Genomic DNA, 18,779 nt, shown 5'->3' with positions numbered 1-18,779 from the left:
AGTTTAAAAAGGAAATCCAGCGGTAAAGTACCATCTGTTTTTATTGTGAATAGAGTTTCTTCCATAACCTGCTTCAATAGGGCCAATTATGGATTGATAAGAAACAGAGATTCCTCCCCCAAATACAACATCATCCGAACCCAATGTATTTAATGCTCCAAAGCTCAAATCATCGTAGTTAGTTTTATAATCGATGATGTTTCCACTTGCTTTAAGATAAAGGTTGTTGAGTACTTCATATCTAAAGTTTAAGCTTCCCATAATAAATTGCTGAGCTGATATTTCTTTGGTTGTTAATCCAATAAAAGGAGTATCCTGATATCGTTTGATTGATTCTAATCCTCCAAAAGTAAAATATTGCGTACTGCTCATATCTTTTGTAGCGCCACCAATGGAAGCATAATAAGAAAAGTTAAGTTTAGATGTAATTGGCAAATGATGTTTAAATGATATTAAAAGTTTAAGGTAACTTTCATTGGGAGACGCAATATAATCGGCCAGTAGCCCTTTTGATTCCTGAGATCCTTTGTAAATAGAACTGAATCCGATTGGATATTCAATGTCAACATTAAAAGTGTTACCTACTGTGGGAAAGAATTGTTTGTCCAAAGAATTTTTGATGTATTTAAGGTTTAAGCCCCAAAACTGATTACCTACTTTGTCTACATCTTCAATCAAAATATCAATAATACCTCCCGAAGAATTACTGGTAAGTCTTTTATAGAAAGCCCCAAATTTTATCATTCGTTTAACATTGGGCGAGATTAATAATCCACCTTCAAAAATTGTGGTATGTTGATTAAAATCTCCAACTTCTTCACCATTATCTTTAATGTAGGGTATTGGACTTAGTTCCCAGTGCGCATTAAGGTAGCCTCCCGTTTTTTGTTTGTGCCCAATATAATCAATGTATTCACTGTTTATTTGTGGATATTCAGAAACCTCACCAGAGAATTTAAAACTGGAACCTCTAATGATATAGTTTCGCATGGCAATATTAAAAATGGCGCTTGCTTTATAAACGTTATCATAATGTATAGAGAAGTTATATTTACTGGGAAAAGCCTCTGTAGGTTTTAATGTTATTATATATCCATGATTCCCAAGCGCCAGTTCATAGTTTACATTATCGATATATCTGGTTCCCATTAATAAATGGAGGCCTTCATCAATATCTTTTTTTGTATAGGTATGTCTTTTTTCCAATCCAAATTTACCTAACACAAACTGTTTGTTTAATCGTTTTAAACCTTCAACTTTAATATCTTCAATGTAGAGTTGTTGTAGGTTTGTCGGTATTTTTATAGTTTCTTTTTTAGGAAATTGGTTTATAAAATCTGCTAAGTTGCTAAGTTCTACGTATTTTTCTCTTGCTGCAGTTTCACCTAATTCAATAATCTCATTACCATTAAAAAAGCTGGCACTACTATAATTGTCTAATGCAGGTTCAATCATTATATCAACTAAATCAGCAGACTGTTTCGTTTCGAAATTAGATCGAATCATGGCCGATCCCATTAAAATATCTCCAATAGTTCTGAAATCTTCAACTTTGGGATGTTCTTTTGTACCAACATTTACTGCAATAATAATGTCTGCACCCATTTCTTTACATGCTTTAATGGGCATATTATTTAAAACACCTCCGTCAACCAGTAGCATGCTATCAAGCAGCACAGGTGAAAAAGCAGAAGGTATTGCCATGCTGGAACGCATCGCCGTTGCTAAATTGCCTGAATCAAAAATGTAGGGTTCTCCTGAAATTAAATCAGAGGCTACACATCTAAAAGGTATGGGATAATCATCAAATTTATTTACACCAGCAATATGCCAGGTGAGGTAATTCATTTCTTCTGAAATTCCTTGTCCAATAACAACTCCGGCAGGAAGTACAGGTCCTCTCTTGGTTAAATCAAATTCAAAAAGATATCTGCGATAATAATATTTTTCTTCAGGAACTACATTTGAAAGAGGAATTTGATCACTTAGCATTTTACCCCAGTCAATAATTTTAACAATAGAGTCAAGTTCATTGGCTTTATAACCAATAGAATACAAACCTCCCATAATGCTTCCCATACTTGTGCCTGTAATGTAATCAGGGTGTATGCCAAGTTCTTCAATAACCTTAAGTGCACCAATATGAGCCATACCTTTAGCACCTCCACCACTCAAAACGAGTCCAATTTTAGGTCGGTAGTTATTGTTAGGAATCGTATCCTGAGCGGATAGATATACCGGAAAAATGATGAGACAGATAAAGATTGAAAGAAGAAGTTTGTGCATTATATTTTTGATTTAGTTAGGTTTGTTTTTAATTAAAAGAACTGAACCATACATATCCATTATGTGAGAGAATTGTTCGGGAATTGTTTTCTCAAATTCGTCCACTGCTTTTTTTACACCATCCCAGTTGTGGTTGTAATCATGAATTAATATAGATCCACCCGGAGATAGTTTGGGATAAAAAAATTTAAGGCCATCAATGGTAGATTGATATAAATCCGCATCCAGATGAACAAAGGCAAATGTGTTATTAAGGTCATTTGCTGTTTCCGGAAAAATACCTTCTCTAATCTCGATGTTATAATTTCCTTGAATATATTTTTCAACCTCTTCTTTACTTGTAGAACCAAAATTTACGGTTTGTGGACGAACAGTTCCGTCGCAATCTTCGCGAATAACTTGTTTGGGTAGTCCCGAAAAACTATCGAAAAGAAACAGTTTTCTTTCTGGTAACAGATGATGAATTACTTTGGCAGTTTCACCTTTATATACGCCCACTTCGGCCAGATCACCTTCAATTTGTTGAGTACTAATTCTATTCATTTCAAACCATAATGAATAAAAACGATTGCGATCTTTAAAAGTACGTTCTAACTTTAATATTTTATCCGGAATAGCTTTCTGCTTCTTAGCTTCAAGCCAGTTAAATGGTTTAAATATTTTAAAATTCCACTGGCTCCAAAAGTAACTAAGAACCAGCCAGATAACAATATTTAAAATGATCAGGTTTAAATACAGGAATACGGACATTATAAAAGAATATTTTCGATTTGCTGATACTATCATTCAAATATAGTATTAAATAATTTGTTTTTGTAATGGCTTAAGTTGTACTTTAGTTATTAAAATAATTAGATATGCTTAATGTACTTATTGTATATGCAGTAGAAGAGGAGCGTGTTCAGGTGGATATGCCCAACTGTAATTTTCATTTTTGTAAAACAGGAGTAGGTAAGGTAGCTGCTTCAATTGCAGTTAGCAGAGCCATTGATATTCATCATCCGGATGTGGTGCTTAATATTGGTACGGCAGGATCTGTGGAGTATCCGATTGGATCAGTTCATTTATGTTGCAAGTTCGTAGATAGAGATATGGAAAAACTTCAAAACTTTGGAGTGCCATTTTATGTTGATTTTACTGATGATGTAAAACGATCAGGCCTTTTTAACGGTTGGACGTTTGATAGTGTTTGTAATTCAGGAGATACTTTTCTTACATCTGCTGATGGTACCGGTGATGTTTTTGAAATGGAATCTTTTGCGGTGGCACGAATTTGTGAAGCTCATCAAATTCCTTTTGTAGCTATAAAATGTGTAACAGATATCATAGGACAAAACTCGATTCAGCATTGGGAAGAAAAATTGGCCGAAGCACAAGCTATTTTACAAACTTTCATTAATGAAAATATATTAAGTGTTCCTGAAAAATATATTGGTAGGGTAGCTACTGATATTATTAAAAAGTTAGATCTTAAACCACATCCTGAAGGCGGATGGTATAAAGAAGTTTACCGATCAGAGATTAAGTTGTTATCTACAGGTTTACCTTCTGAGTTTAATGATGATAGGTCAGCAATTACATCAATATATTATATGTTGAGTGATAATCATGTATCAAAATTTCATAGAATCAAATCGCCTGAAGTATGGTATTTCCATAAAGGTATGCCTCTTTTAATTCACATCATTGCTCCTAATGGTGAATACCGAAAGGTGGAATTGTCGGAATCGGTTAATGGATGTTTGCAATATACTGTAGAACCTAATAGTTGGTTTGGTGCAGAAATAAAAGGAAGTAGTGGTTTTTGCCTGGTAAGTTGTGCGGTTAGTCCGGGATTTGAATTTGAAGATTTTGAATTAGCAGACAAGGAAGTTTTGCTTCAAAATTATCCTGCACATAAGGATATAATTCATCGCTTAACTTAAAATATATCAGCACATAGATGTTATTTGTTATCTATGTGCTGAGTATTTTTATATTATTTTTCAGTAATTATAATCTCAGAAGTTAAAGGAATTGCCATTTTATAAAGCGCTGAAACCCCGCAGTATTGTTCGTCTGATAACTCAACAGCTCTTTCTATCTTTTTTACGGGTAAATCTTTACCTACAAAATGATAGATAATTTTCATTTCGTCATAATATTTAGGATGTTCTTCGCGCATATTTGCTTCAACTGAAATAGTCAGTTTATCATATTCAACACGCATTTTTTTTAAAATAGATACAACATCCATCCCAGTACAACCAGCTAATGCAACTAACATTAAGGGTTTTGGCCTGGCCCCGGAATCATCTCCTCCGCTTTCTGTTCCTGCATCAACTCTGATGGTATGACCATTAACATCAGCTTCAAAGGACATATTTTCTAACCAATTCAGATCAATTGTTGTCTTCATATTTAAACATTTAGATTCGACGACTTATAACAAATATACATCTTTATTTATATCTTTGGCCTGTCATTTCAGATACATATGGATATTAGTAAAAAAATGAGTAAATTATTCTCATAATTCAGTGAAGAATAATTGAAAACATTATTTTTACTGTGTGTTAACATTGATTTTATAAAGATTTTAAAAAAAATAAAGGGAATGAAGAACATTCAAAGTGTTCCTTATAATGAACCAATAGATCTGCGATCGTTCGATATCTTTAAAGGATTAACGGATGATGAGATTGAAATGGTTAATCAATCTATTAATTGCACGTTACACAAACGCGGTAATACAATATATCATGAGGGAAGCCGAATAAATGGTACTTATTTGGTTGTTGAGGGGATATTGAAAATTTTTAAAACCGGTTTTGATGGTAAAGAACAGATCATAAGATTTGCTAAGCCAGGTGATTTAATTGGTTTTAGATCTGTTATCAGCGATGAGTTAGCTTGTAGTACCACTAAAGTGATTCAGGAAACAGTTCTTTGTTACTTGCCTGGAGATATACTTGAGCGTCTTTTAAAGGAGAATCCTAATTTTTCAATGACTTTAATGAAGTTAACATGTAAAGAATTAGGTGAATCGAATAAGTTTTTAACAGATATTGCTCAGAAAACTGTACGTGAAAGATTAGCGGAAGTATTGTTATTATTGATGGATACTTTTGAGTTAGATCAGGATCATACTTTACAAATTTCGTTAACACGTGAGGAGTTGGCTAATATGGTTGGTACAGCTACTGAATCTGTAATCAGGTTACTTTCTGAATTTAAAAGTGATAAGCTGATTGAATTAAACGGAAGAAAAATAAAACTATTAAACATTCCTAAATTGATTAAAATAGGAAATGTATATGTTTAATGATTGATAAAACATTATATGATCGGGCTACTTTAAAGTAGCCCTTTTTTGTTTATTTTAGGTATATTCCTAAAGGAGGGATGTTAAGATCTTTGCTTCCTCTTGAAAATCCTTTTGTGATTACACCTTCAATATTAATCTCAGTAGAAATCAATTTAACTTCTAGCGCAGCTAAAATAGCAGTTCCGGTGGGAGTGCATAGTTCCACACTGATTGGACCTGTTTGAGCAGGGATATTCTTTTTATCAATTAATATTTTAGTTGCAGGAGCTGGTGCAGTCATTTCTCCATGCGAAAATTTAATGGTACCTCCTCCTAGTGAAACTGGTGCTATTAGTTCTGCTTTTACCGGAGCATTTAAAAGTTGTAATCCTTTTGCTGCTCCAATGATGTCAATGATAATATCCTGAGCTTCGTGTAACCATGCCTCCTCATGTGAGTGATCGTGATGATGGTGCCCTTCGTCTTGTGTATGATCGTGGTGGTGATGGTGCCCTTCGTGAGTATGATAGTGATGTGAATGATGGTGATCTGTTAAAAAGGTATTTTCAGCATGAGCTTGTTTTTCTGCTTTGATCAAATGTTCAAGTATTTGATGTGCAAATTCCGCATAATCATCCTTAATATTTAATGTATCCAGCAATTCGCTTAAGATTCTTCTTGCTTTTGACGCAGCTAAATGTCCATGATTATGATGGATATTCATGATTAATCTGGTTGCATCATCATGTGTTTTAACTGCAGAAATAGAAGAATTACCAATCTTATTGGCTGCTATTGTCATTGCGTCAATCATTTCTGATTCACTGGCTCCGGCAGAAATTAATGCTGCGGCAAACATATCACCTGCAAAACCTCCCCTGGGATCTATAATTAATTTCATCGATAATACTTATTAAATTTTAATATTAGTGATTAGTTGCTGTTTTTACAGATTAGTGCAGCCACAACAGCAGCTCTTAGTCCACCATCAATATTTACAACTGTAAGATTTGGTGCACACGAGGCTAACATGGAAGTTAAGGCTGCTTCGCTGGCTCTAAAACCATACCCAACAGAAGTTGGAACCCCAATAACAGGTAAAGAAACCATAGAGGCAACAAAAGGAGCCAAAGCACCTTCCATACCAGCAACAACAATAATGGCTTTTACATTGTGGGTTATACCTTGCTGAATTGCTTCTATTACTCTGGTAGGATGAGAAATTCCCCGATCTTCAAATACAATTGGTTGCACACCAACAGATTTTAAAATAATCTCACACTCTTCAGTAACCGGATGATCGGCAGAACCTGCGCTTACTACCAAAATCGCACCTTTAGCTTCAGGTAGATCTCCAATCACTATAGCATTTTCTCCCGCTAGTAAATGATGATCAGCACTGAATTCTTGTGACAATTCGTGATTAAATTTACTCCTTGAAACAACTACCCGGGGGTGTTCTTTTAAAAGATGTTTCACCAATTCAATAGTTTGTTCCAGGGTTTTGTATTCACCATAAATTATCTCAGGAATATTTGTGCGCATACCCCGGTTTACATCGAGTATGTATCGGCTGGCAGTTTCCATCCATTCAAGCGAAAAGTGTTTATGAGCTTCTTCTTTTGAAATCTCGCCAGCTTTAATTTTATCATATATTTCTTCAAATGTCATTTGTAATTCTGTTGTCGTATGCGTTGGGGCGCGAAGGTTTAAGATCTAAAGTAGTAAATAATGCTAACTTTTCACCTAACTCAATAACAGCGTTTCTAAAATCCGGATCGTTAAAAGCAAGAAAGCTATTACTATCCGAAAGTTCAATTCTTATATGGTCATTATCATCTAAACGACAGCGTACATTGAAATCTTCCGTTTCTTCAATAATAAGATGTTCAATTTCCTTAAGTACTTTGAGTCGATCATCTGTTAATGGTTGCAGGTAATTGAAGCGAGTGGCTATGCAGCTTTCCAGATCAGCAATTTGTTTGTTTGCTCCCAGACTTAGAGCAATATCCTTGGCTTGAGTTGAAGAGATATTTAATTCTGCTAAAGGAGAAATCACTCCTTGCTCGTTTAAAGCCTTTCTACCTGGTCGGTAACCATTATCACTTCCAGTAGTTCCATCCATTATTACAGCATCTTTTTCAAGATGTTTAATGGCTTCAATGATTTGATTTTTGCAGAAGTAGCATCTGTTATCTGGATTTGAAACTACTGTTTTAGTTGGGGTTATATCTATTACTTTTAAATGATGTGCCCCCATGTTTTGGGCCTGTTTACGAATTTCATCTTCAGAGGCTCGTCCAAATCCATTATTAATCCAAACCGGGGTAATGTGAATACCTGCCTTAATAGCAGTACCTAATATTGCACAGCTATCTAACCCTCCGGAAAACATGAGATAACTATCTCCAATTTGCTTTAATCGCTCTTCTAATTTTGTAGTGATATCCATATTAAATAGTTAATTCCTTTACGGAACAATTCGTTTAAACTAACAGTTCAAAAGTAACTATTTTATGAAATGTTGGAGCATTAAAAATTATGAGATAGTTGGTATAATGAAGGATTAAATCTCAGTAGATCCTTTTTCTGCAGTGTTGATTTTCTCCCGCCATTCTTTTGTGATTTCAATAGAACTTTGAGTTGTATGATCAAAACCTACCATAACAGAATGACTAACTGCTTTTATTACTCCATCGGTATCAGTAATTTGTTGAATCAGATTCATACTTTTATTACCAATCTTTGTGATTTTGGTTTTAACCAATAGCTTATTGTTGATAAAAACAGGAGAAACAAAGTCTGTTTTAATTGAAGCTATAATTGCAGGAAATATAGTCCAGTCAATATTTGGAGTAAAAACAGATTTAAAATAATGCATTCTTCCTAAATCAAAGTACTCCTGTATTATGGTGTTGTTTACATGTCCAAGACTATCAATATCGTTAAATCGAATTTGTATTGGTGTTTCGAAAAAAAACTGTATTTCCTGATGCTCCATTATTTGAAATTTATTCCCTAATAATATTAATTTCTCCTCCTAATCCCAGTTTCATAATACTTGAAGGAGCCGGGTTTGCTGTTTCTTCTTGTCGATAATTTACGATGTAATCCACACCATTTTTAACTTCATCAGAAATGTCGTCAAAACAAGAAGGAGATGGTTGTCCACTAATGTTTGCAGAAGTAGATACAATGGGTTTTTTAAACCTTTGGCACAGTTTAGAGCTAAATTCTTCCTTAGTAATTCTTATGCCTATTGTTTTGTCTTCGGCGAGTAAGTTAGGAGCCAAATTTTTGGCATCCGGATAGATGATGGTTAATGGCTTGGTTGTAAATTCTATTAAATCCCATGTCATATCCGGAACCTGATTCATATATGAATTTAGTTTTGCTTCATTATCCAACAAAACCAACATGCTTTTACTGTCTTCTCTTTGTTTGAGTTTGTAAATTCTGCTGACAGCTTCAGGATTTGTTGCGTCACATCCAATTCCCCAGATCGTATCTGTTGGATATAGTATTAAACCGCCATTGTGAAGAACTTCAAGGGCTTTTGCAATGTCTTCGTTCATATATTGTTTTTAGTAAAAGACAAAAGTAAATAGAAATGTCTTATCTAATTACTTTTGTCTTTGTGCTTTATCTATAATTAAACAGCAACGTTATTTTCTCTTAACGCATCGTTTAATGAAGTTTTCTTGTCAGTAGACTCTTTACGTTTACCAATGATTAGTGCTGCTGGAACCTGAAAATCTCCTGCTGGGAATTTTTTAGTGTAGCTACCAGGAATAACAACTGAACGAGGAGGAACATAACCTTTGTATTCTATTGGCTCATCTCCTGTTACGTCAATAATTTTAGTAGAACCTGTTAACACTACGTTTGCACCAAGTACAGCTTCTTTACCCACGCGACATCCTTCCACTACAATACAACGAGAACCAATAAAAGCATCGTCTTCAATAATTACCGGAGCAGCTTGAATTGGCTCAAGAACTCCACCAATACCAACACCACCACTTAGGTGAACATTTTTACCAATTTGTGCACAACTACCTACAGTAGCCCAAGTGTCAACCATGGTACCACTTTCAACATAAGCTCCGATGTTTACATATGATGGCATTAATACTACACCACTTGAAATATAAGCACCATAACGTGCAACAGCATGAGGAACAACTCTAATACCTAATTCAGCATAGTTTCTTTTAAGAGCCATCTTATCATGAAATTCCATTGGGCCGGCCTCAATAGTTTCCATTTTTTGAATTGGAAAATAAAGAATTACTGCTTTCTTAACCCATTCGTTAACTTTCCAATCATCTCCGTTTGGCTCTGCAACTCTAATTTCACCTTTGTCAAGTTTTTCCATTAAAGTGCGAATAACATCTTGAGTTTCCGGTTTGTTTAGTAAATCCCTGTTTTCCCAGGCTTGCTCAACAACTTCTTTGTATTGCTCTAACATGATAGTATTTAATTTTTATTTTTTGCGAAAATACAATGAAACAAACCTAATTGCAAATTCATTTGTTATATAAACATGAATTTGAAACTAATCTGGTTTGTTCAAGTATCAGTTTCATTTTTAACATATACAGTAACACAAAATAAAGGTTAAAGTTTGGTTAATCGTTAAAAAAAGTGTTTCTATGTGAGTATTAGTTTATATTTTGCAGCTTTAATAATTGTATGCGATTACTAGGAATTATATTTATATTATTGGTGTGTTCTTTACATACCTTTGCACAAGATACAGCTACTGATCAGGTGTGGGTTAAGCTAATTGTAAAAGATAGTGTTGACAATAAGTTAATTGAAAATGCTCAAATAGTTAGTTACGAATCTATGATCATTTATGCTACAGACGAAAAAGGTGAATTTAGAAGCACCTTCAGTAAAACAGACTCCTTAAAAGTATTTGGTTTGGGATATAGCCCCCAGGTTATTAGAGTAAGTGAATTTAATGACTCAATTCAACAAAGAGTAATCCATTTAGGCCGAAAATTTTATATGATAGGAACAGTTGATGTAGCTTCAGATAAAGAGTTGCATTTAAATTTACCTAAGGATATCAATTTAGGAGGAGAAGATGATTTGCCTGCTGGACTAAAAGGAGATTCATATAATAAAAAGCCTCCGGTTATGGCAGCTGTAGTTAATCCGTTGAGTTATGTAAATTATTATACAAGTAAAAGAGAGCGTGAAAAAAGAGATATGAGACGCGTACTTGTACAGGATGAGAATCAGGAAAAAATCAATGAATTTTATAATCGCGATATTGTTAAAGAAGTATCAGGTTATGAGGGGGATATGTTAGATAAATTTATGATTTATTGTAATATAAATATAAAACTATCTCCAGATAGTAATCCGGTATTAATTAGAATGAAGATTGCTGAGTTACTTGAAAAATTTGAAAAGGAGAATAAGAAATGAGATTCCTAGTTTCCATATTGTTATTTAGTTTATGTGTTAGTGCATTTTCGCAAGCCTTAAATGAGGAAGTTTATACTTTTAATGGAGTTGTTAAAGAAGCCAACACACAAAAGCCAATAGAATTTGGGGCTATTAAAAATATGTCAACAGGCGAGGTGATTTTGTCTGATATTACAGGTGCTTTTCAAATAGATGGCTCTGTAGGTGATACCTTAAGGTTTCATAGTATGGGTTATGTAGATACAACCTGGGTAGTACCAACTATCTGGACTACTATGGAAGATCAATTAGCTTTGGAAGTTTCTACAAATGTTTATGCAATTACGGAAGTTGAAGTACTTCGATTCTACTCATACGCTCATTTTCGTCAGGCTTTTAAAGATTTAGAATTACCTAAGGATGAGAATGAGGAAGTTAAGGAGATGGTTAGCAGCTGGAATTTTGAAGAGGCAATAGCATGGGGTAAAGCTGATAAAAAGTTTAATCAAGGGACTTTTGGAGCCGGAATTTCTTTAGGAAGTGGAAAAACAAGAATAGATAAGCAAAAGGATGAAGTCAAAAAATTAGAAAAAATAGAACTTGAAAGTGCCAAGTTCAATCATATTACCTCTCGTGAAAATTTAGCTGATTTAACAGGTTATAAGGGCATTTGCCTCGATTCTTTTATGGTTTTCCTGAATTCTAATTATTCTATTCATTATAAAATGCCAGAATATGAATTACTGTCATCTATTCTTGGTGCATATGAAGATTTTAAAGAATTAAAAAGTCAGGAAGATTGGTATAGTGTAGATAGTGATTCTATTCATATTCAGTAGCTAATCAGTTATTTGTAATTTCCATTTTATTTAAAGTAATAACTGAACATCATTATAAAAAAGTTTAAATAAAATACGATGTTGTTATTTACGTTAAAAAACTGATATATTTGTCCATTCAAAATAATAGTTAAGCATTTGCTAATTAGCAAAAATGGAGTTGCAGCAATCGGGTAAAAAAATATATTTTGCTTCAGATGTTCATCTGGGAGCACCATCAATAAAAGACCATAAAGCACATGAAAAGTACTTTGTGGATTGGTTGGATTATATCAAACCAACAACTGCAGCATTGTATTTAATGGGCGATATTTTTGATTTTTGGTATGAATACCATCATGTTGTCCCCAGAGGATTTACTCGCTTTTTAGGAAAAATAGCTGAATTTACAGATAGTGGGATTCCTGTATATTTTTTTACAGGTAATCATGATATCTGGGTTTTTGATTATCTCCCAAAAGAAATAGGAGTTGAAGTTTATACAAAACCTGTTTCTGTAGAATTAAATGGGAAAAAGTTTTTTCTGGCTCATGGAGACGGCTTAGGACCTTATGATAAAGGTTATAATGTTTTAAAAAAAATATTTACCAGTCGTATTTTACAGTGGTTCTTTTCTCGTTTGCATCCTAACTTTGCAGTAGAGTTAGCAAAAAGATGGTCGAGTCATAGCAGATTAAAGAATGAGAGTTCAGAAGGAGCCAAATATTTAGGAGAAGATAAAGAGTTTTTAATGCTTTATGCCAAAGATGTTTTAATGAAAGAACATTATGATTATTTCATTTTTGGTCATCGACATATAGATTTACATCAGCCAATAGGGCAAAACAGCCAGTTCATATATCTGGGAGATTGGGTAAAAATCAGATCATATGGAGTTTGGGATGGTGACAAGTTTGAATTAAAGTATTATAAAAAGTAGTAGTTACATAAATTGATTGGAGTGTTTCTGTATAAGAAGCACAAATGTTAGCAAAATCGAATACAATGGGAATTTATGCTGTTGCCACTGGTACGGGCTGTTATTTGCCTGAAGTAGTGGTAAAAAACATTGATTTTGCCAATCGACTATTTTTAAATAGTGATGGCAGTAAAATAGAAACTCCGGCGGAGGAGATTGTACAAAAGTTTGAAGAAATAACAGACATTAGAGAGAGAAGGTGTGCCGGTGAAGATCTTGTTACTTCTGATATTGCTGCAATTGCTGGACAGCGTGCTCTTGATGCAGCAAATTTTGATAAGGAAAAATTAGATTACATTATTGTAGCACATAATTTAGGAGATGTAAAGCATGGTAGCTTGTATCCTGATATTCTGCCTACATTATCTTCCAGAGTAAAGCAAAAACTTGATATTAAAAATCCACGCACCATAGCTTACGATATCACATTCGGTTGTCCTGGATGGACTCAGGCAATGATTCAGGCAAGTTATTATATTAAATCAGGAGATGCTAAAAGTGCCTTGGTAATTGGAGCAGATACTTTAAGCAGGGTAATGGATCCTCACGATAGAGACTCAATGATTTTTGCAGATGGAGCCGGTGCTGCGGTTTTAGAAGCAGTTGAAAGTGATGAACCTGTAGGAATACTTAAGCATGTAGCCAGAACTGACTCTGAGGAGCATTTGGATATTTTACAAATGGGTGATTCTTTTAATCCGGATTTAAAGAGTGATCACATGTATCTGAAAATGTTAGGTCGTAGAGTATATAACTATGCGTTAACTAACGTTCCATTGTTAGCCAAAGAGTGTTTAGATGTGAATGGTCTTACATTAGGTGATGTGAAGAAGGTTTTAATTCACCAGGCTAATGCAAAAATGGATGAGGCTATTTTAAAACGAATTTTTAGATTATATGGAATTCGTGATGTGGATTATAGTGTAATGCCTATGACTATAAAAACATTAGGTAATAGCTCTGTGGCAACTGTTCCTACTCTTTTTGATTTGGTTGTGAAAAATCAGTTAGAGGGGCATTCTTTAGAAAGTGGAGATTATGTTATGATGACCTCCGTAGGTGCTGGAATGAATATTAATGCTTATATGTACAAAATGCCTTAAGGCTTAAAAAAGGATATAAATTTCATAACAATATAATCGGGGATGTTCATAAATAATGAGTATCCCCATTTTTATGTTTGTTCTAAAATAGGTTATATTGTCATGTTCAAAAAATGTATTAAATGATGGAATTGGCTGTTGCTTTTTTTATAGGATTAATTGTTTCTGCTGTAATTGTTTATTTGTTGTTTACTCTTAAAAGTAACCAGTTGAAACAGCAGAGTGTTATTGTTGAAAATGACAATAAAAACTTAAGTGAAGAGATTCATAAGTTAACTGAAAAGCAAGGTAAACTAGAAAATGAGTTAATGCAGGCAAAAATGCATATTGCAGCTATTGATACAGAAAATGCACATTTAATTAATACAAATAACGAAAAGCAAAAAGAAATAGAGAACCTTCATCAAACACTTTCAAAGGAGTTTGAGTCTATTGCTAACCGAATATTAGTGAATAGATCTAAAGAAATTAGTGAGCACAATAATCAAAAACTGGCTGATATTTTATCTCCTTTAAAAGAACGAATTACTCAGTTCGAAAAGAAAGTAGATGATGCTTATGATAAAGAAGTGAGGGATAAGTTAAGCTTAAAGGCTGAAGTAAAACGACTTTTTGATTTGAATCATAAAATTAGTGAAGAGGCAGGTAATCTGACCCGTGCACTAAAAGGTGATGTTAAAAAATTAGGTAACTGGGGAGAGGTTATACTTGAAAGAGTTCTGGAACAGTCAGGCCTGACTAAAGGACGAGAGTATCGACGCGAAGTTGTGGATGAGAATGCAAATGGTAAGCAAATTCGTCCTGATGTAATTGTGGATTTGCCTGATGGTAAACATTTGATTATCGACTCTAAGTTGTCTTTGTATTCATATGAAGAGTATGTAAATTCTACAGATGAAACTGTGAGAGCCGATGCTCTTAAAAATCATAAAGAAAGACTTAGGCAACATGTAAAGGACCTTTTTGAAAAGAATTATATCTCGGCGAAAAATTTAAATACACCTGATTTTGTATTGATGTTTATTCCTGTTGAAGCGTCTTTTGCGGCAGCAGTTGAAAATGATGATGAATTGTTTGCTTTTGCCTGGGAAAAGAAAGTAGTTCCTGTTAGTCCATCCACATTATTAGCAACATTAAAAACAGTAAGTTCTATCTGGAGACAAGAGAATCAAAATAAAAATGCACTGGAAATTGCAAGACAAAGTGGAGCTTTGTATGATAAGTTTGTTGGATTTTTAACTGATGTGGAAAAGATAGGAGGTAGCTTAAATCAGCTACAAAATAATTATGACAATGCCTTAACTAAACTTCAGACAGGCAAGGGGAATTTAATATCAAGAGCTGAAAAAATTAAGGAGTTAGGTGCCAAATCAAGTAAGGCTATTTCAGATAAATATCTTGACAATTAATTTGGATAGCATTAAATATTATGAGAATATTTGTTTCGACATCTTATGTGATCTATTAAAATTCATGATTCCTGAACTTTGAGATTGAGGAATCGTGAAGTTTATACTAAAGAAAAATCCCGATCCCTTCTGTGACATAGATTCCACCCAGATTGTTCCGTTCATCTTATCAACCAAACCTTTACAAATTGAAAGGCCTAAACCTGTGCCTCCTGTAGTTTTTGTGTTTGTTTCATCCACTTGTCTGAATGGATCAAATATGATTTGGTGTTTTTCTTCCGGGATTCCAATACCACTATCTTTTACAAAAAAGATGATTCGGGTTTTTAGTAAAGTGTGCCCTATTTCAATTGTCCCGGTTTCAGTAAATTTTATAGCATTTTCACTAAGACGTGTTAATATCTCAGTAACCTTGTTTTTATCAATTATTATATCAGATATGTAATTCTCATTCCCTTTGTGGTAATATATTTTAAGATGGTTCTTATTTAAGTTTTGGGTCTGTTTTTTAGCTGTATTAAGTATATTTTCCTCAAGTTCTTTCAGATTGGTTATTTGTAATTGAGGTGGATTGTTATCAGTTTCTATTCTTGATACAGAAATAATATCGTCAAATGAACTTAATAAATCCTTACTACTTTTAACAATAACATCGTAATATCGCTGTTTTTCATCTTCTGTAAAATTCTTGTTTTTGAGTAATGTACTAAATCCCATTATAGCATTTAAAGGTGTTCGTATTTCATGGGATATGTTTGCTAAAAAAGCTGTTTTAAGCCGATCAGATTCTTTGGCTTTACGTCTTTCTTCTTTTAATAGTTTGTTATACTCATATCTTTCTGATATATCAACAATTACACCTCTCCAGCCTTTGTGTTCTCCATTAATCAGTACTTTATCCATATAAAGAAGTCCCGGAAACCAAGAAGCATCTTTTTTATGCGCAATAACCTCATTTTTCTTATTCTTGTTTTTTGCAGTAATTTTGAAAATATTAAGTTGGTACTCCGCTTCGGATTTTGAGTAACCAAAACTGTTTTCCCACATCTTATTTACATAAACCAAGGTGCCTCGTTTATCTGTTTCAAAAATACTTAATGGTAATTTTTGAGCCATATTCCTGTATTTTTTCTCGCTATAGGTTAGCTGTGTAATAAGGTTTTCTCTTTCTTTTTCGTGACTTTTTAGATCTTCTATCATCTGGCTGAATTCGCGATACAGAATATTAGTTTCTCTGGTTCCTTTAATAAGATTTATTTTAGGTAATGACTTGAAATCATTAAGAATGATACTTTCAATAAAGTAGGTTAATTTAGTAAGAGGCTTTGTTATTTGACTTGATAAAATGTTTGATATAAAGAAGCATATTAAAATGGCAAAGGCAATAATGAAAAACAACGTTTTACGAAGCTGGATAATTTTTTTAGTATTGTTAATCTTTACAAATTCAATCAAGCTGGTTACTCTTTCTTCAAGAAGCTCATCCAGTTGATCCAGGTTTTCTTTTAGTCCGGAATTATCGTATAATCCCAATTTATCATCAATCGTTACTATTTTATTAAAGCATTGTTGATATCCCTCTAGATGATCTTTTGTTAGTTGATTGGTTTTGGTGGTTAAATTTTTGGCAAGCGTATTATATATGCTATCAAAAGTTGATATGTATTGTTTTTCATGTCTTAAAAAATAATCCTTCTCTCTTCTTCTGAGCGATAGTAAGGCTTCCTTGTTAATGTGCCTATTCTTTTCTAGTTGATGAGCATGAAATCTCATTTGTCCAATTAACCCAAAATCCTTAAAACCTCTTTCTGTAGCTAATGTTGTAAGGGTTTTAAAAATAGAATCTCGCTTATAAAGGTTTTGTTTTATTTGTAATAAAGGAGTATTAATGTGTTCTGATCTTTTGTATTGATCAAGAAGGTTATCAATTTCGTTATTCAATAAAATGTTTTGATTATTAGATTCAATTAAAAAAGGGCTATGGGTTGTCTTAAAATAATTATTACTCCGGGTTTCCAGAGTGAAGAAGTTATTAGATATATTTTTAAGTTTAAGTATGTTTAGATATGTTGAGTTAATATCAACAGATAGCTGCTGAGCTTCACCTTTTGATGAAAAATAACTCCAGTTAATCCAGGTTGATAAACTGGCTACATATATTGATAATACAGAAAACCATACAATTAGCTTACTACTAAATTTCACTTTTTATATTTTTTGTTTTGTTGTGAAAATATAATAGTGATGTCAGCTCATGAAATTTTTAATATCATGTAATTATTAAGACTACTTTAATACTGGATTAATTTTTATTAATGATAATATTTCTGTCTTTCCATTTTACATTACCAAAGGCGGCATAAAAGACAGTAAATACAATGTAAAAAGGATAAATAAGCTGTGACATAATAAAGGTGATAGTTCTTAGAGGTTTTTGCATAAAATTAGCCCCTGATTTTAATATTCTATAGTCAATTGTAGATTTTAATAAGAAGAAAAGAAAGCCAACAAAAAAGACCTCCTTTGATAATAATAATAAGATGGGTAAAAATGCACTTAGTGTGTTTGTTACAAATACGATCCATGCAACAATAAGTGTAAATTTATCTGAATAACCTTTGCTTTTCGATGCCCACCTTACTCTTTGAAATAAAAAAGATTTCATAGTATGAACAGGCTCTGTATATACAATAGCTTCTCTGTTTTTTAAAAATTGAATTTTGGCATGAATGGATTTTGCATATTGAAGTAAGAAGATATCATCACCAGAAGCATAATTATTTATTATTTGAGCTGAGGCATTTTTATATAATTGTTTGCTGAATATAAGGTTAGCGCCATTGCACATAATTGGTTTATTAATTCCTGTAGCTCCAGCTCCTGATGTAATGAGACTCAAAAAATCAATATCCTGGAATTGTTCGAAGAAATTTTTGATGGGTTGTAATGTTACAGGAGCAATTACAAGATCAGGTTTGTTTTCATGGATAAATTGACTAATTGTAGTAAGCCAGTTTTTATTATGAGTACAATCTGCATCAGTAGTTATGATATATGGGTTTAGGGCTGATTCAACACCAAGTTTAATCGCATTCTTTTTTCCTGGTTGAATGTTTTTAATAACACGAAAATTGCTAATGTCTTCTATAAGCTTTTGTAACTCGTGATATGAGTTATCTGTACTGTAATCGTCAATAAAAATAATTTCAAAAAAATTACAAGGAAGTGTTTGATGTATTAAGCCTTTAACCAGTTTAGCAATATTTTCTTGCTCATTTCTAAATGGAATAATGCAACTTATACTTTCATATTGACTATTTTTCTGAATTTTAAAAGTCTTTATTTGTTTAAACCCTTTGTGGAATTGGTTTATTATGAATAAGTAGATTGTAAAAACCACAAGAATAAAAGGGACTAGAACTAATTCAAGCATAAAAGCATAAACAAAGTAAAGGGGATAACATCACGTAATCCCCT

At 33.2% G+C, this 18,779-nt stretch carries 18 protein-coding genes; 7 read left to right on the top strand and 11 right to left on the bottom strand.

Features of this window, described 5'->3' with window-relative positions:
- Positions 1-3 precede the first annotated feature (3 nt).
- Positions 4-2,286, bottom strand: coding sequence for a patatin-like phospholipase family protein (locus tag OM075_RS01365; protein WP_301188662.1), 2,283 nt, complete (start codon positions 2,284-2,286; stop codon positions 4-6).
- A 12-nt stretch (positions 2,287-2,298) separates the two neighbouring features.
- The gene (locus tag OM075_RS01360) at positions 2,299-3,072 is read right to left on the bottom strand and encodes a TylF/MycF/NovP-related O-methyltransferase (protein ID WP_301188661.1); all 774 of its coding nucleotides are present in this window, start codon (positions 3,070-3,072) and stop codon (positions 2,299-2,301) included.
- A 71-nt stretch (positions 3,073-3,143) separates the two neighbouring features.
- On the opposite strand from OM075_RS01360, the gene OM075_RS01355 reads away from it, so the two are divergent.
- The gene (locus OM075_RS01355) at positions 3,144-4,211 is read left to right on the top strand and encodes a cupin domain-containing protein (RefSeq protein ID WP_301188660.1); all 1,068 of its coding nucleotides are present in this window, start codon (positions 3,144-3,146) and stop codon (positions 4,209-4,211) included.
- Positions 4,212-4,264: 53 nt separating this feature from the next.
- Here the strand turns inward: OM075_RS01355 and OM075_RS01350 are convergent, their stop codons facing one another.
- Positions 4,265-4,684, bottom strand: a complete 420-nt coding sequence (locus OM075_RS01350; RefSeq protein ID WP_301188659.1) for an OsmC family protein — start codon at positions 4,682-4,684, stop codon at positions 4,265-4,267.
- Between the two features lie 198 nt (positions 4,685-4,882).
- On the opposite strand from OM075_RS01350, the gene OM075_RS01345 reads away from it, so the two are divergent.
- Positions 4,883-5,590, top strand: coding sequence for a Crp/Fnr family transcriptional regulator (locus tag OM075_RS01345; protein WP_301188658.1), 708 nt, complete (start codon positions 4,883-4,885; stop codon positions 5,588-5,590).
- Positions 5,591-5,642: 52 nt separating this feature from the next.
- On the opposite strand, the gene larC is transcribed toward OM075_RS01345, so the two are convergent.
- The 6 genes from larC to OM075_RS01315 all read right to left on the bottom strand — a co-directional run bounded on the left by larC (position 5,643) and on the right by OM075_RS01315 (position 10,043).
- Positions 5,643-6,473, bottom strand: a complete 831-nt coding sequence (gene larC, locus OM075_RS01340; RefSeq protein WP_301188657.1) for a nickel insertion protein — start codon at positions 6,471-6,473, stop codon at positions 5,643-5,645.
- A gap of 32 nt (positions 6,474-6,505) precedes the next feature.
- Positions 6,506-7,243, bottom strand: coding sequence for a nickel pincer cofactor biosynthesis protein LarB (gene larB, locus OM075_RS01335; RefSeq protein WP_301188656.1), 738 nt, complete (start codon positions 7,241-7,243; stop codon positions 6,506-6,508).
- Positions 7,233-8,024, bottom strand: a complete 792-nt coding sequence (locus OM075_RS01330; protein ID WP_301188655.1) for an adenine nucleotide alpha-hydrolase family protein — start codon at positions 8,022-8,024, stop codon at positions 7,233-7,235. The genes larB and OM075_RS01330 overlap by 11 nt, the downstream gene beginning before the upstream one ends.
- Before the next feature lie 114 nt (positions 8,025-8,138).
- A complete protein-coding gene (locus tag OM075_RS01325; RefSeq protein WP_301188654.1) occupies positions 8,139-8,573 on the bottom strand; it encodes an acyl-CoA thioesterase in 435 nt (144 codons plus the stop codon).
- Between the two features lie 10 nt (positions 8,574-8,583).
- A complete protein-coding gene (locus OM075_RS01320) occupies positions 8,584-9,147 on the bottom strand; it encodes an L-threonylcarbamoyladenylate synthase (RefSeq protein WP_301188653.1) in 564 nt (187 codons plus the stop codon).
- A gap of 77 nt (positions 9,148-9,224) precedes the next feature.
- Entirely contained in the window at positions 9,225-10,043 is an 819-nt protein-coding gene (locus OM075_RS01315) for a 2,3,4,5-tetrahydropyridine-2,6-dicarboxylate N-succinyltransferase (RefSeq protein WP_301188652.1), read from the bottom strand.
- 224 nt (positions 10,044-10,267) lie between these two features.
- On the opposite strand from OM075_RS01315, the gene OM075_RS01310 reads away from it, so the two are divergent.
- The 5 genes from OM075_RS01310 (at position 10,268) to OM075_RS01290 (ending at position 15,302) form a co-directional block, all read left to right on the top strand.
- Positions 10,268-11,014: a hypothetical protein gene (locus tag OM075_RS01310; RefSeq protein ID WP_301188651.1), complete on the top strand. Its 747-nt coding sequence runs from the start codon at positions 10,268-10,270 to the stop codon at positions 11,012-11,014.
- Positions 11,011-11,832 carry a hypothetical protein gene (locus tag OM075_RS01305; RefSeq protein ID WP_301188650.1) on the top strand — a complete coding sequence of 274 codons (822 nt, stop codon included), beginning with the start codon at positions 11,011-11,013 and terminating at the stop codon, positions 11,830-11,832. Before OM075_RS01310 ends, OM075_RS01305 begins: the two co-directional genes overlap by 4 nt.
- Positions 11,833-11,986: 154 nt before the next feature.
- Positions 11,987-12,751 (top strand): UDP-2,3-diacylglucosamine diphosphatase, encoded by a 765-nt coding sequence (locus OM075_RS01300; RefSeq protein WP_301188649.1) that lies wholly within the window; start codon positions 11,987-11,989, stop codon positions 12,749-12,751.
- A 44-nt stretch (positions 12,752-12,795) separates the two neighbouring features.
- Complete coding sequence (locus OM075_RS01295) at positions 12,796-13,893, top strand: 3-oxoacyl-ACP synthase III family protein (RefSeq protein ID WP_301188648.1); 1,098 nt, start codon at positions 12,796-12,798, stop codon at positions 13,891-13,893.
- Positions 13,894-14,015: 122 nt separating this feature from the next.
- A complete protein-coding gene (locus tag OM075_RS01290; RefSeq protein ID WP_301188647.1) occupies positions 14,016-15,302 on the top strand; it encodes a DNA recombination protein RmuC in 1,287 nt (428 codons plus the stop codon).
- Positions 15,303-15,320: 18 nt separating this feature from the next.
- On the opposite strand, the gene OM075_RS01285 is transcribed toward OM075_RS01290, so the two are convergent.
- Together OM075_RS01285 and OM075_RS01280 are read right to left on the bottom strand one after the other, a co-directional pair.
- Positions 15,321-17,507: an ATP-binding protein gene (locus OM075_RS01285; protein WP_301188646.1), complete on the bottom strand. Its 2,187-nt coding sequence runs from the start codon at positions 17,505-17,507 to the stop codon at positions 15,321-15,323.
- A 97-nt stretch (positions 17,508-17,604) separates the two neighbouring features.
- A complete protein-coding gene (locus OM075_RS01280; RefSeq protein ID WP_301188645.1) occupies positions 17,605-18,735 on the bottom strand; it encodes a glycosyltransferase in 1,131 nt (376 codons plus the stop codon).
- Positions 18,736-18,779: the final 44 nt, after the last annotated feature.

The organism is Plebeiibacterium sediminum (assembly GCF_026013605.1).
GTDB classification, from domain to species: Bacteria; Bacteroidota; Bacteroidia; order Bacteroidales; family Marinilabiliaceae; genus Saccharicrinis; species Saccharicrinis sediminus.
Note: the sequence above shows the minus strand (reverse complement) of the source record. Positions and strands in the feature narration are given on the sequence as shown.

Bases quoted from the DNA above. Each gene is read 5' to 3' on its own strand.
- OM075_RS01345 (WP_301188658.1), top strand. From the start codon at position 4,883: ATGAAGAACATTCAAAGTGTTCCTTATAATGAACCAATAGATCTGCGA.
- larC (WP_301188657.1), bottom strand. From the start codon at position 6,473: ATGAAATTAATTATAGATCCCAGGGGAGGTTTTGCAGGTGATATGTTT.
- OM075_RS01290 (WP_301188647.1), top strand. From the start codon at position 14,016: ATGATGGAATTGGCTGTTGCTTTTTTTATAGGATTAATTGTTTCTGCT.
- OM075_RS01325 (WP_301188654.1), bottom strand. From the start codon at position 8,573: ATGGAGCATCAGGAAATACAGTTTTTTTTCGAAACACCAATACAAATT.
- OM075_RS01305 (WP_301188650.1), top strand. From the start codon at position 11,011: ATGAGATTCCTAGTTTCCATATTGTTATTTAGTTTATGTGTTAGTGCA.
- OM075_RS01315 (WP_301188652.1), bottom strand. From the start codon at position 10,043: ATGTTAGAGCAATACAAAGAAGTTGTTGAGCAAGCCTGGGAAAACAGG.
- OM075_RS01355 (WP_301188660.1), top strand. From the start codon at position 3,144: ATGCTTAATGTACTTATTGTATATGCAGTAGAAGAGGAGCGTGTTCAG.
- OM075_RS01330 (WP_301188655.1), bottom strand. From the start codon at position 8,024: ATGGATATCACTACAAAATTAGAAGAGCGATTAAAGCAAATTGGAGAT.
- larB (WP_301188656.1), bottom strand. From the start codon at position 7,243: ATGACATTTGAAGAAATATATGATAAAATTAAAGCTGGCGAGATTTCA.
- OM075_RS01300 (WP_301188649.1), top strand. From the start codon at position 11,987: ATGGAGTTGCAGCAATCGGGTAAAAAAATATATTTTGCTTCAGATGTT.
- OM075_RS01310 (WP_301188651.1), top strand. From the start codon at position 10,268: ATGCGATTACTAGGAATTATATTTATATTATTGGTGTGTTCTTTACAT.
- OM075_RS01360 (WP_301188661.1), bottom strand. From the start codon at position 3,072: ATGATAGTATCAGCAAATCGAAAATATTCTTTTATAATGTCCGTATTC.
- OM075_RS01350 (WP_301188659.1), bottom strand. From the start codon at position 4,684: ATGAAGACAACAATTGATCTGAATTGGTTAGAAAATATGTCCTTTGAA.
- OM075_RS01365 (WP_301188662.1), bottom strand. From the start codon at position 2,286: ATGCACAAACTTCTTCTTTCAATCTTTATCTGTCTCATCATTTTTCCG.
- OM075_RS01320 (WP_301188653.1), bottom strand. From the start codon at position 9,147: ATGAACGAAGACATTGCAAAAGCCCTTGAAGTTCTTCACAATGGCGGT.
- OM075_RS01280 (WP_301188645.1), bottom strand. From the start codon at position 18,735: ATGCTTGAATTAGTTCTAGTCCCTTTTATTCTTGTGGTTTTTACAATC.
- OM075_RS01295 (WP_301188648.1), top strand. From the start codon at position 12,796: ATGTTAGCAAAATCGAATACAATGGGAATTTATGCTGTTGCCACTGGT.